This window comes from Pantoea sp. At-9b, assembly GCF_000175935.2.
In the GTDB taxonomy this organism is placed as follows: Bacteria; Pseudomonadota; Gammaproteobacteria; order Enterobacterales; family Enterobacteriaceae; genus Pantoea.
This window is the reverse complement of the sequence record NC_014837.1, coordinates 1,118,243-1,131,456: the sequence shown is the minus strand read 5'-3', so window position 1 is coordinate 1,131,456 and position 13,214 is coordinate 1,118,243. Positions and strand designations below refer to the sequence as shown.

The 13,214-nt window shown below is 55.5% G+C and carries 12 protein-coding genes; 6 read left to right on the top strand and 6 right to left on the bottom strand.

All coding sequences use genetic code 11. The features are described 5' to 3' along the window. Positions 1-17 precede the first annotated feature (17 nt). Positions 18-821, top strand: coding sequence for a TraB/GumN family protein (locus PAT9B_RS05055; protein WP_013508183.1), 804 nt, complete (start codon positions 18-20; stop codon positions 819-821). Between the two features lie 172 nt (positions 822-993). After that, positions 994-1,473: a Cys-tRNA(Pro)/Cys-tRNA(Cys) deacylase YbaK gene (gene ybaK, locus PAT9B_RS05050; protein WP_013508182.1), complete on the top strand. Its 480-nt coding sequence runs from the start codon at positions 994-996 to the stop codon at positions 1,471-1,473. Here ybaK and PAT9B_RS05045 read toward each other — a convergent pair. Beyond that, positions 1,470-2,339, bottom strand: a complete 870-nt coding sequence (locus PAT9B_RS05045) for a LysR family transcriptional regulator (protein WP_013508181.1) — start codon at positions 2,337-2,339, stop codon at positions 1,470-1,472. The two genes, ybaK and PAT9B_RS05045, sit on opposite strands and share 4 nt — an antisense overlap. Positions 2,340-2,429: 90 nt before the next feature. On the opposite strand from PAT9B_RS05045, the gene PAT9B_RS05040 reads away from it, so the two are divergent. Then, the gene (locus PAT9B_RS05040; RefSeq protein WP_013508180.1) at positions 2,430-2,864 is read left to right on the top strand and encodes a multidrug/biocide efflux PACE transporter; all 435 of its coding nucleotides are present in this window, start codon (positions 2,430-2,432) and stop codon (positions 2,862-2,864) included. A gap of 78 nt (positions 2,865-2,942) precedes the next feature. Here the strand turns inward: PAT9B_RS05040 and ushA are convergent, their stop codons facing one another. After that, positions 2,943-4,640: a bifunctional UDP-sugar hydrolase/5'-nucleotidase UshA gene (gene ushA, locus PAT9B_RS05035; RefSeq protein ID WP_049792202.1), complete on the bottom strand. Its 1,698-nt coding sequence runs from the start codon at positions 4,638-4,640 to the stop codon at positions 2,943-2,945. A gap of 219 nt (positions 4,641-4,859) precedes the next feature. Between ushA and PAT9B_RS05030 the strand changes: the two genes are divergently transcribed. Further along, entirely contained in the window at positions 4,860-6,062 is a 1,203-nt protein-coding gene (locus tag PAT9B_RS05030) for an MFS transporter (RefSeq protein ID WP_013508178.1), read from the top strand. A gap of 220 nt (positions 6,063-6,282) precedes the next feature. Next, positions 6,283-7,971: a YbaL family putative K(+) efflux transporter gene (gene ybaL / locus PAT9B_RS05025; protein ID WP_013508177.1), complete on the top strand. Its 1,689-nt coding sequence runs from the start codon at positions 6,283-6,285 to the stop codon at positions 7,969-7,971. Between the two features lie 92 nt (positions 7,972-8,063). Here ybaL and PAT9B_RS05020 read toward each other — a convergent pair whose 3' ends face one another. From PAT9B_RS05020 to PAT9B_RS05005, 4 genes are all read right to left on the bottom strand, one after another. Beyond that, the gene (locus PAT9B_RS05020; RefSeq protein WP_013508176.1) at positions 8,064-9,365 is read right to left on the bottom strand and encodes an inosine/guanosine kinase; all 1,302 of its coding nucleotides are present in this window, start codon (positions 9,363-9,365) and stop codon (positions 8,064-8,066) included. Positions 9,366-9,422: 57 nt separating this feature from the next. Continuing rightward, positions 9,423-10,382 (bottom strand): ferrochelatase, encoded by a 960-nt coding sequence (gene hemH, locus PAT9B_RS05015; protein WP_013508175.1) that lies wholly within the window; start codon positions 10,380-10,382, stop codon positions 9,423-9,425. A gap of 114 nt (positions 10,383-10,496) precedes the next feature. After that, entirely contained in the window at positions 10,497-11,141 is a 645-nt protein-coding gene (gene adk, locus PAT9B_RS05010) for an adenylate kinase (protein ID WP_013508174.1), read from the bottom strand. A 98-nt stretch (positions 11,142-11,239) separates the two neighbouring features. Continuing rightward, on the bottom strand, positions 11,240-12,130 hold the full coding sequence (locus PAT9B_RS05005; RefSeq protein ID WP_013508173.1) for a DUF6024 family protein: 891 nt from the start codon (positions 12,128-12,130) through the stop codon (positions 11,240-11,242). A 197-nt stretch (positions 12,131-12,327) separates the two neighbouring features. Between PAT9B_RS05005 and PAT9B_RS05000 the strand changes: the two genes are divergently transcribed. Next, positions 12,328-13,197, top strand: a complete 870-nt coding sequence (locus tag PAT9B_RS05000; protein ID WP_013508172.1) for a LysR substrate-binding domain-containing protein — start codon at positions 12,328-12,330, stop codon at positions 13,195-13,197. Positions 13,198-13,214: the final 17 nt, after the last annotated feature.

Below are 13,214 nucleotides of genomic sequence, written 5' to 3'. Positions count from 1 at the left end.
CTTAAAAAGGACAGGGAATGAGACGCAGCCTGTGGCAATGCGTAACACAGCTGGCATCGCGACTTTTTCCGGCCAGCTACGCCTGGCCCGCGATGGATATCCAGTTGGGCAATCGCCAGTTACATCTGGTTGGCAGCATTCATATGGGCACACGCGACATGCAGCCGCTGCCGGCACGTTTGTTACGCCAACTGGCAAAAGCCGATGCACTGATTGTTGAAGCCGATATCACCCAGGGAGGATCGCCTTTTGCCGAAGGTGAGAACCTTCCTCCCCTGGCAGAACGCCTCGACAGCGAAACCCTGACCAGGCTGAGCGCACTCTGTGATGAACTGACGCTCTCGATGGCGATGTTTGACAACCTGCCGATGTGGCAGATTGCCCTGATGTTGCAGGCGCAGCAGGCACAGCGCCTTGGGCTGCGGCCACAGTACGGCATTGACTATCAACTGTTGCAGGCCGCCAAAGCAAGTCATCAGCCGGTGATTGAGCTGGAAGGGCCGGATACGCAAATCGCGCTGCTGAAATCCCTGCCGGATAATGGCTTGCCGTTGTTGCTCGATACACTGGAACACTGGCACACCAACGCGCGTTTGCTGCAAACCATGATCAGTTGGTGGCTGGATGCACCGCCGAGGCAGCAGCCGGTCGCACTCCCCACCACCTTCAGCAATGAACTGAATGACACGCTGATGCGTAACCGCAATCAGCACTGGCGCGAATTGTTGCTGGCGTTACCGCCGGGACGTTATGTGGTGGCGGTAGGAGCGTTACATCTTTACGGGGATGATAATTTACCGGGCCTGTTAAAGGCGCGCTAAAAAAAGAAGGCCAATATTACTATCGGCCCGTCAAAGAGGAATTTGTTTATGATTTTGGTTATCACACAGCCATTACTGGCTGGCGCGGGCCAATTCTCGCGCAAAGTTCAGAATTTCGCCAGTACTATTCACCGTATCTGAAATAAGATTTTCCTTAGCAAGGATCGAAAAAATGACGCCCGCTGTAAAACTGCTGGAAAAACAAAAAGTCACCTTTACTCTGCATCCTTACGACCATGACAGCCATGAAACCAACTTTGGTGACGAGGCGGTACGTAAACTGAATCTCGATGCACGTCAGGTATTCAAAACGCTGTTGGTGGCGCTCAATGGTGATGCGAAACATCTGGCGGTAGCTGTCACACCGGTTTCCAGCCAGCTCGATCTGAAGAAAGTCGCCAAAGCGTTGGGAGCGAAAAAAGCCGATATGGCCGATCCGCTGCTGGCACAGCGCGTTACCGGTTATCTGGTCGGCGGCATCAGCCCGCTGGGGCAGAAAAAACGTCTGCCGACGGTGATTGATCAACAGGCGGCAGAGTTTGCCACCATCTTTATCTCCGGCGGCAAGCGCGGCCTGGATATCGAACTGGCGGCACAGGATCTGGCGCGTCTGCTGGACGCACCGCTGGCCGATGTGGCGCGCCGCGATTAGTCAGGCTGCTGGGCGCACAGTTGATCGATCATCCAGCGTCCGGCGGGTCCCGGTGGATTGCGCGTCGACCAGACCGCCTCCACCGCAATATGTTGCGGCCACCCCGCTACCGGCAACTCTTTTAACACCTGATGACCAAACTGCTGTACCAGCCAGCGCGGCAAGATGCTCCAGCCAAAGCCCTGCTCTGCCATCTCCAGCAATAACAAATAGGACGGTGCCGACCACACCCGACCCACGGGCATCGGTTCTCGTGTCTCCACCCAGGTATTGAGGCGCAGCTGACGCAACGCGCCGAGTTGTGCTTCGGTCACCTGCTGCTGTTGTGCCAACGCCTGATCCTGATGCAGATAAATCGCCATCTGCGCCTCCACCTGTAAACGCGCTACCGCGATATCCGGTGGTAAAGCGGGTTGTGCTCGCACCACCCCCAGATGTACACGCCCTGCCTGTAACAGGTCCAATACGTCGGCATCTTCGGCGATCATGCATTCAAACTCGATATCCGGATAGCGTGCCTCAAAACGTTTTAGCAGCGTTTCATGATATTCCGCCTGCCAGAAATCGGAGATCGCCAGGCTCAGGCGCGGCTCGACACCCTGCGACAAGCGCACCGCCAATTCGTCCAGACGCTGACTGGCTGCAAGAATCTGCTGCACCTGCGCCAGCGCACGCTGTCCCTGTTCGGTTAACACCGGCTGCCGCCCCTGCCGATCAAACAGCATAAAACCTAAATCATCTTCGAGATTCGCCACCGCACTGCTGATGGTGGACTGGCTTTTACCCAACGCCCGCGCTGCCGCAGAGAATGAACCGCTGGCAACGGTTTGCACAAAAGCCTCCAGGGATTCCGGGGAGTATTTCATAGTTACCCATCGCTTTTATCGATAGGTGTTCATTTTATCTTAATTTTCACCCATGAGAAAATGCGTCCTGTAATGAATCAGGAGGTTTTTATGCGTACCCGTTCTGTGAAAGAACGTTTTTTCCACGCCGCTGGCTTTGAAATTCTGGCGATTTTGACTGTTTCCCCGTTAGCTGCCTGGGTGATGGATAAACCGCTGTTCGAAATGGGGCTGCTGGCAATTATGCTGTCGACCGTCGCCATGCTGTGGAACATGATTTACAACGCCGGTTTTGATCGCCTGTATCCCCGCGATCAGGTGCAGCGTGGCGCAGGCCTGCGTGTACTGCACGCACTGGGTTTTGAGGGAGGATTTATTGTGATCGGACTACCGATTGCCGCCTGGATGCTTAGCATTACGCTGTTGCAGGCGTTTATGGTGGAAGTGGCGTTTTTCCTGTTTTTCCTGCCCTATACCGTGGCGTATAACTGGTTATGGGATATCTTGCGTCAGCGCTGGCTAATGCGTAAAGCCTGCCAGGCGTGAGAAACCCGCGCGATAAATCGCACCGCTACAAATGCGAGCACGGCAAGGTAGCGGCGCGATTTATCGCGCAATGATGCATTAGTTTTCCACCGCATGCGGCAGTATCCATGCCAGCACCGTTTTCGGATAGCTGCGCTTCGGTGCTTTCTCCGGTGCTTTATCACGCTGCTGCTTCTGCTCCTCGCTCAGGTGCACAATCCCTTCTCCCGGTGCGTAATCACTTACTTTCAGCGGTGAATGTTGGCTCACCCAGTTGCGCAGCACATCCGCATCACGCAACCCGGTGTTGCTGTAGCCTGCGAGATGATCAATGCGTGGATAGCCATCGCCACCGGTGGCGTTGAAGCTGTTGGTCGCCATGCGATAGGTTTTATCCTTCTGCAACGGCTCACCGTTAATCATGACCTCGCTGACCTTGCTGCCATCCGCAACCAGGCTGATATTGGCAAACTGCGCAAAGCCACCGGCATCGGTTTTGATATTGGCTACGGTTGCCAGGTAATCCAGCAATTGATTGCCGGTCAGGGTGACCGAAACCACCTGATTGCTGAACGGCTGCACCTGCAATAAATCACGCCAGCTGATTGCCCCTTGAGCCAGCGAAGTACGAATTCCGCCACCACTCATCACCGCAAAATCGGCTTTGGTGGCGGCCATCTGCGCACGCAGAATAAGCTGAGCGAGGTTAGTTTGCTCAAAACGTACCTTGTCACGCTCGCCAACAAAGACCCCGTCGCTGCTGCCCACTTGCACATCCAGTTTGGCCTCTGCGCGCTTCTGGAATGGCGTCAGCAGTTTCATCATTGCCGGATTCGGGGGGATCTCCTGCTGCCAGGTCAGCCAGGATTCGCTGCCATCCGCATTCTTGATCTTATGTTTCAGGTTGACCGGAATCAGCTGGTAGCTATCCAGCGCCAACTCGCCGTTGCGGAAGGTAAAATCACCGCGTCCGACGAATTTCCCCCACTCTTTTGCCTGCACAATCCACACGCCATTCTGCCGATCCGGCTGGCAGGGCTGGCCCGGCTGATAATTTTTCACACTGACGTTTTCTTGCTCCATGCACACCGCATCGTGTGAATGGCCGCCGACAATCAGGTTCACGGTGCCGGGCGGCAGACTGCGCGCCAGCTCGACATCGCCCGGTGCATTGCTACCATGCTGGCCGTCGTCGTAGTGGCCCATATGGGTGAGCAGAATGATGACATCAGGCTTGACGCTGGCACGTAACTCGGCCACCGCTTTTTCGGTTTCAGTAACCGGATCACGAATGTCGAGATTTGCCATGCTGGCCGGATTGGCAATACGCAGGGTGTCGGGGGTCGTCAGGCCGATCACCGCAATTTTCAGTCCCATACGGGTAAAGACCGCCCACGGCTTAAACAGACGTTCACCGCTGGATTTTTGGTAAATATTGGCTGAGAGAAAAGGGAACTTGGCCCATTTTTGCTGCTTTTGTAGCACGCTGAGCGGCTTATCAAATTCGTGGTTACCCAGCGCCATCGCATCATAGCCGACCAGGTTCATGCCGCGAATATCCGGTTCCGCATCGAGCAAATCCGACTCCGGCACGCCGGTGTTGACGTCACCTCCGGAGAGGATCAGCACGCCGCTTCCCTTCGATTGCGCATCATAACGCTGGGTATCCATCAGGGTTTTCTGTGCCGCCAGGCCATATTCGCCTTCGGCATTGGGCCAGAAATGGCCGTGCTGATCGTTGGTGTGCAGAATAGTAAGACGGTAGCTGCGGTCGGGTTGCCAGGCCTGTGCCAACATCGGCAGCAACAGGATAATCAATGCCAGCCATGGGCTTTTGCGCGGAATTAACAACAAGCCGATCTCCTTATTCTGCGTTTTTCCACTAACCAGTGGACTTTATGTGCTTTATCGCCCTTCTGTGTCGCACAGATCGCACTTTAACTCAAGATGAAAGGCTTATAGAGTCATGTGAGAAGTAACAATCTGATAACGAAAATTGACCCTCTCAGGATTTTTATGGCAAGTGATCATACTCTCTCCTCCCCGGCACGTGCACCGGGACGCACGGCGTTTGGCATTTTAGGGGCGATTAGCCTCGCGCATCTGCTTAACGATATGTTGCAGTCGTTGCTGCTGGCAATTTACCCGCTGTTGCAAAAAGACTTTAGCCTGAACTTTGTGCAGATCGGCTTGATTACCCTCACCTTCCAGGTGACCGCCTCGCTGCTGCAACCGGTGGTCGGCTACTACACCGACAAGTACCCCAAACCCTGGTCGCTACCGGTTGGGATGGGGTTTACGCTGTGTGGCCTGGTATTGCTGACCTTCGCCAGTGATTACCTCCAGGTTCTACTGGCGGCGGCGTTAGTCGGCAGCGGCTCATCGATATTTCATCCCGAATCGTCCAGGGTGGCGCGGATGGCATCCGGTGGACGTCACGGCCTGGCGCAATCGCTGTTCCAGGTGGGCGGAAATTTTGGCAGCTCCCTCGGCCCATTGCTGGCTGCGGTGATCGTCGCGCCCTATGGCAAAGGTCATCTCGGCTGGTTCGTGCTGGCCGCGTTGCTGGGTATCATTGTGTTGTTGCAGGTCAGCCGTTGGTATAGCCACCAGCAGCGCGCCAGTAAAGCCAAAGCCGCCACGGTGGTGGCCAATCCGCTGCCGCGTAAAAAAGTCGCGCTGGCAATCAGCATTTTGCTGCTGCTGATCTTCTCCAAGTATTTTTATCTCACCAGCCTGAGCAGTTACTACACCTTCTATTTAATGCAGAAATTCGGCCTCTCGGTCCAGGCGTCGCAATTCCATCTGTTTGTCTTTCTTGGTGCGGTGGCGGCAGGAACCATTATTGGTGGGCCGATTGGCGATAAGATTGGGCGCAAGTATGTGATCTGGTGTTCGATTCTCGGCGTGGCCCCCTTTACCCTGTTGTTGCCGCACGCTTCATTAATGTGGACCAGCGTGCTGAGCGTCATTATCGGCCTGATTCTCGCCTCGGCATTTTCCGCCATTCTGGTGTACGCACAGGAGTTGCTGCCGGGACGTATCGGTATGGTTTCCGGGCTGTTTTTCGGTTTTGCCTTCGGTATGGGTGGGCTGGGTGCCGCCGTGCTGGGCGTGGTAGCCGACCACACCAGCATCGAATGGGTTTATCAAATCTGTGCCTGGTTGCCACTTATCGGCCTTTTAACCGCTTTCCTGCCGGATAACCGTCACGCCTGAGCCTGTTTCGGGGGGTAATTATTTTTCCCTGCCCCCCTTTATTCAGCATGAATCCTGCCGATATGATGAGATAACTGAAGAAAATGACGCTTCGGTTGCATTTTTCTCTCTTTTTTTCAATTTTTTCTGCTTATCCCGCTCAAATGTTTAAACGCGGTTAGCGATTGTGCAGTAAACTAGGTTGTTACAAGCGGATACATTTGCACACAAGGAGACAGGCATGCATCACACCACACCGTTGATCACCACCATCGTCGGGGCACTGGTCCTGGCATTTCTCCTTGGTATGCTGGCAAATCGCCTGCGCATTTCACCGCTGGTCGGTTATTTGCTGGCCGGTGTGTTGGCCGGTCCCTTTACCCCCGGTTTTGTCGCCGATACCAATCTGGCCCCTGAATTAGCCGAATTAGGCGTGATTCTGCTGATGTTCGGCGTTGGGCTGCATTTTTCGCTGAAAGATTTGATGTCGGTAAAGTCGGTCGCCATTCCTGGCGCTGTCGCGCAAATCGCGGTGGCAACCTTGCTGGGAATGGGGCTGTCGTGGGCATTAGGCTGGTCGATGATGACCGGTCTGGTGTTTGGCTTGTGTCTCTCCACCGCCAGTACCGTGGTGTTACTGCGCGCGCTGGAGGAACGTCAGCTGATTGACAGCCAGCGCGGACAAATCGCAATCGGCTGGCTGATTGTCGAAGACCTGGTCATGGTGTTGACGTTGGTGCTGCTGCCCGCGATTGCCGGCATGCTGGAACAGGGCAATGCCAGCCCCACTCTGCTGGCATGGGATCTGCTGCTGACTATCGGTAAAGTTGTCGCCTTTATGGTGCTGATGATGGTCGTGGGCCGCCGTGCGGTGCCGTGGATTCTGGCGAAAAGCGCCGCCACCGGTTCGCGCGAGTTGTTTACCCTGGCGGTGCTGGCACTGGCGCTGGGCATTGCGTTTGGTGCGGTAGAATTCTTTGATGTCTCCTTTGCCCTCGGTGCATTCTTCGCCGGTATGGTGCTGAACGAATCTGAATTAAGCCACCGTGCGGCGCACGATACCCTGCCGCTGCGCGATGCGTTTGCCGTGCTGTTCTTCGTTTCCGTCGGCATGCTGTTCGACCCGATGATTTTGGTCAACCAGCCGTTAGCCGTATTAGGTGCGCTGGTGATTATCGTGGTGGGCAAATCGGTCGCCGCCTGGTTACTGGTGACACTGCTGGGCCACTCACGTCGTACCGCCCTGACCATTTCCGTTAGCCTGGCGCAGATTGGCGAGTTTGCCTTCATTCTGGCCGGTCTCGGCATTTCTCTCGGCTTACTGAGCCAGGAGGGGCGCAATCTGGTGCTGGCTGCCGCCATCCTGTCGATTATGCTCAACCCGATCCTCTTCACCCTGCTGGAACGTTATCTCGACAAAACCGAGACCATGGAAGAACAGACGCTGGAAGAGGCGATTGAGGAAGAGAAGCAGATCCCGGTGGATATCTGCGATCATGCCGTGATTGTGGGCTATGGCCGTGTCGGCAGCCTGCTGGGGCAAAAATTGCTGGAAGCCGATGTCCCGTTGGTGGTGGTGGAAACTTCACGTCCCCGGGTGGAAGCCTTACGCGAGCAGGGCATCAAAGCAGTGCTAGGCAATGCCGCCCGTAGCGATACCATGGAGCTGGCACGTCTGGACTGCGCGCGCTGGCTGCTGCTGACCATTCCTAATGGCTATGAAGCCGGTGAGGTTGTCACCGCAGCGCGTGAGAAGCGCGACAATATTGAGATCATCGCCCGCGCCCATTACGACGATGAAGTGGAATACATTCTTGAACGGGGTGCCAATCGCGTAGTGATGGGCGAACGTGAGATCGCCAACAGTATGCTGCGTATGCTGGAGGAAGAGATCGCGCAGAAGCCAATTGTCCGTGAATGCCCGATTTGATTTAACGCCGTAGCGGCGCGATTTATCGCGCGGGTTTTTCCTGCAACGCGCACGAAATTGCGCGATAAATCGCGCCGCTACATATTATATATTTACCTGTCCCAGTACGACTCTTCGAGGCTGTCCTCACGCTCCGGCAAACCGCGCGTCAGACGTGGGGAGTGCTGATTCAACACCTGATAGCTGACACGGTTGGCATATTTACACACCTGCGCCAGGGAGGAATATGTCAGATAGCCGCGTGCATGCTTGCTGGAGTTCGGGACTTTCTGGCGGTGGAAATTATTCGCGGTGATATCGTGTAACAGCGCAGCTAAGGCCGCATCGCCCGCGCCGTTGGTGTTCATAATCTTCTCGGGTCCGCCCATATAAGGCGCGATATGGGAGAAGATACGCAGCGGCTGTTGGCAGTCCTGCTGACGCATGGCGCGGCTGAACTCATATTGGTTGAATTCCGCAATCGCGCCCGGCAGCAACGGATGGTTGGTTTTGCGCTTAAATTCGTCCTCGGTAAAGCCCGCCATATACAACCCGGTTGGCCCGGCAGTACACAGCACCAAATCGACCCAGTCCAGCGCCATATTGGCGGCCAACAGCGGGTCCGCCTCACCGGTCAGGGCCAGGGCTTCCTCTTCATTCATCGCCACGATCGAGACATGGTCGCGCAGAAAATCACGCCAGAACTGCGGGTTATCCTGAATAACGTATTTGGTGCCCAGCGTTAACACCACTGGCACATTATGTTTTTTGGCGAACGCAATCGCGCGCAGCGTGGCTTCCGGCATCGGTTCACCCGGCTGACAACGCACTAAATAGGAGGTCAGTACCAGCGCAGAGGCACCGGCAATCACCTCTTCCGGGATACTGTCGGCCTGAAGCTGGTTCATCAGACCGGGACTGATGGCGAAGGTGCGCTCGCCCTGCTCACCAATCAGGGTGAAACAGCGACCAATTGCGCCATCAACGCCCTGTAAATAGTTGAGATCCATCCGGCTGGAGGTGTTGCACAGGTAACGGTAGGCGTAGCTGCCGATCTGGATGCTGTTGCACATCACCCCCAGCAGCACCGAACGATCATCGGCCAACACCGAATAGTTATGCAGCGTGTTGCCGATGGTACCGCCAGCAAACTGGTGGCTAATCAACTCATCACGCATCAGTTCGCGGTACAGTGCTTCCGCCGTGGCGTCATCAATCACCAACGAATGACCCGCACTCAGGCCGTAACGTTGCAGAAAGTCCTCATCGACTTTGGCTTCAATATCCACCAGCGTCTGATCAATACCGACGACCCAGCTGCCCTCCTCCTGCTCTTGCGGCGTAGCCTGCAACAGCGGATCGCGCGCGCTAACGGGGAAATAGTGTTTGGATTTACGTTTGCCGGGAAATTTCATGGAGGATGCCGTCTGGAAAATCAGGCAGAGAATGATATCACATTCTCTGCCACTCCCTTAACGGCGTGCGTTGACCAGTTGCACCATCATGGCGATGTGCTCGTCATCCGCGTTCAGCGCAGGAATATATTCAAACTTCTCACCACCCGCGTGCAGGAAGAACTCACGGTTCTGTTCACTGATCTCTTCCAGCGTTTCGAGGCAGTCGGCGGCAAAGCCCGGACTCATCACCTGCACATGCTTGATACCTTTGGCGGGCAATCCCTGCATGGTTTCATCCGTGTACGGCGTCAACCAAGGCTCACGGCCAAAGCGCGACTGGAAGGTCATCATGATCTTGTGAGGCGCGATGCCGAGGGCGGCGGCCAGTGCAGCGGTGGTATCTTTGCAGCGCAATGGATAGTCATCACCTTCGTCGGCAAAGCGCTGGGGAATACCGTGATAGGACAACACCAGCAGATCCGGTTCGCCATGCTGTGCGAAGGAGCGTTCGACCGACGCCTTCAGGGCAGCGATATACGCCGGGTGTTCGGCATAGTCACGAATAAAAGCCACGTCCGGCAAGGAGCGCAGCGGTTTGAAGCTGGCCGCCAGACCGTCCCATACGGCCGCCACCGTTGAGCAAGAGAATTGCGGATAGAGCGGCAACACGATCAATTTAGTGACGCCTTGTGCCAGCAGGCGCTCAACCGCCCCTTCCAGACTGGGCTGACCGTAGCTCATGCCTAACTCCACCGGCATATCGATCTGCTGCGCCAGCGCATCACGCTGCCGTTTACTGAACACCATCAGCGGTGAGCCTTCTTCCATCCAGACGGATGCGTAGAGCTTGGATACACGCGGCGAGCGGAACGGGAGGATGGCAAAGTTGAGTATCGGCCACCACAACCAGCGCGGCGTATCGACCACACGCGGGTCGCCGAGGAACTGTTTCAGGTAACGTTTAACCGCTGGTGTAGTGGGTGCATCTGGTGTGCCTAAATTAACCAGTAAAACCCCGGGCTTTTCTTGCCTCATTGTATTTCCTTGCTGTCGAAACGAATGGGTCAAAATCGTGGGAAATTGTAGCGGAAAAAGCGGGAGGGGAAAGCAATTGCTGCAAAAGGGCCGGTAAACCGACCCTGATCTGACTTAGCCGAGGATGGCTGCCAGTTGAGTACTCACTTCAGCAACCTGACGGGTGCCGTCGATTTTGTGGTACTGCGTGTTACCGGCTTCCGCTTCTTTGCTGTAGTAAGCAATCAGCGGCGCAGTCAGCTGATGGTATTCCACCAGACGCTTACGCACGGTTTCTTCCTGGTCATCTTTACGCGTGGTCAGCTCTTCGCCGGTCACGTCGTCTTTACCTGCCACTTTTGGCGGATTGTAGGTGACGTGATAAACACGGCCAGACGGCGCGTGCACACGACGGCCAACAATGCGATCGACAATCAGTTCATCCGGTACCGCAAATTCCAGCACGAAATCGACGTTGATACCGGCTTCTTTCATGGCATCAGCCTGCGGAATGGTGCGCGGGAAGCCATCAAGCAGGAAACCGTTTTTGCAGTCTTCCTGGGTAATACGCTCTTTAACCAGCGCAATCACCAGCTCGTCGGTCACCAGTTTACCGGCATCCATAATGGCTTTCGCCTGCTGACCCAGCTCGGTGCCTGCTTTCACTGCCGCACGCAGCATGTCGCCCGTGGAGATTTGCGGAATACCGTATTTCTCCATGATGAATTGAGCCTGAGTGCCCTTACCTGCGCCCGGTGCCCCGAGCAGAATAATACGCATTGCGTAATTCCCCTTGTGAATCGCATTGATCAATCTGAGAAGGCGATGACCATACCACTATGCCCCGTCCACCACAAGGAAAGGGGCCACGGTTACGGCTAATGTCCTACTTTACTGCCTTTTGCCACCGATACCAGCCCGACGCGGGATTTTTCCCCATTTTCAGAATTGCGACCGCTGTTCAACAGCTCGCGCAGCCGCTTCGCCAGCTTTGCCGTCATATTCTGGCTTTTATTGGCACTGCCACGCACATTGGCACGCAACAGCGCCCGTCCCTGCTCCGGCCACAGATGGAGATCGGGCGGCGGCGTGTCTGGCAGCTTGCCCGGCATCATCGGCAGCAACGCGAATGACAAACCCGGCTGTTGGAGGGATTGCAGCGAAAACGGCGCTTCGAGGGTAATCGTGTCGACACTGGCGATATTGTATGGCCGCCATTGCGCGGCGGCCATCTGTGCCAGTGCCTGCTCCGGCGCGTCACCCAGCGCCAGTCCCTGTTCAAACAGCCGTAATTCACTGCGGACCAGGGTGCTGAAATCATGGGTACGCAACGCGATCAGAACCAAATCGGTGCCCAGTTGCGCGTGATGGTCGAGCCGCGTAACAAACAACCGTGCCTCGTTAATCAGACGCCGGTGCAGTAGCGTGGCAAAAGACTCGGAGGCATCGGTGACGCCCTGACTCTGGCATTCAGGCAGCGCGCGCACGCGACCACGAAACACATCAACGTGTTCAATCAGCGATATATTCCCCGCCATCACTGGCACCGCCGGTAAGATACTTAATTCACTCACGGGGTATTGAGAAGCATAGCGTGTCTGGTTGCGTGCCTGTTCCTGACGTAAAAACAATTGGGAAAGCAGTACCCGCGCAATATGCAATGAAGGAGCAAAGAACAGATCATACTGTTCAAGCCGGTAATGGCGGGAAAGCAGGCCGCGAAGCTGATCGCGCGCCGCCGCCCTGGCAGAAGCATTCTGTGAAGCCATCGCGTGATTATTCTCTGTTTATTGTGCTGTGTGATGGCGGATGAGGAGCAGGTCCGTGGCGGAAATTACCGGCGTAAACACAGAGGCGCCTGCCAGTCAACCCGCCAGAATCAGGGGGAAAGGTTAGGGCAATGCGGCTGGACTTTAAAATGATATAAACTGACAATCCCTGTTAGGTTTTTACACAGGGGATGAGTATGACCGGGCTACCTTCGTTACGTGCACTGCATTATTTCCACCAGGCGGCACTACACAGCAGTTTTAGCGTAGCCGCTGAACGTTTGCATGTGACCCACAGCGCCATTAGCCATCAGGTACGACAGCTGGAAAGCTGGATGGGTAAGCCTCTGTTTGTCCGTACAAATGGACGTGTCAAATTAACCTCACATGGTGAGCGATTACTGGTCAGTTGTCAGAAGGCTTTTAGCGAACTGTCCACCACCTGCGAAAGTATTCGCACGGGCATGCGTCACCACCTCAGCGTCTCCTGCGCGCCGAGTTTTCTTTCCCAATGGCTGATTCCACGTATTGGCAGCTTTTATCTGCGCTATCCCGATATTGAGATCCAGTTCCAGCAGCTGGTGGAGATCGATCAACTGCGCAGCGAACACACCGATGTGCTGATTCATAGCTATGAACAAACGCCGGATGAAGACATCGATGCCACGCTGGTCAGCGATGATTACGTGGGCCCACTGTGCGCACCGCAATTTGCCGCGCGTTTTCAGAATGAACAGGATCTGGCCGCGTTGCCGCTGTTGCATGCCGACACCCGGCTCCACGCCTGGGCGGAATGGGCGAAAACCAGCGGTACGCGCGGGAATTTCTGGGTCGGAAAACATTTCGATAATCTGACGCTGGGTATCCAGGCCGCCAGAAATGGGCTGGGGGTGATTATGGCACCGCGTTTGCTGGTACGGCAGGAGTTACACGACGGTACGCTGATTGCCCCACTTGGCTTTGTCCGCGTAGATCGCGCTACCTGGATGATGACCAAGGCGTCACGTCAGCATGATGCCGAGATTACCCTGTTCCGTGATTGGTTAAGGGATGAGGCGCACCACTGATCCCTATTGCCACAATA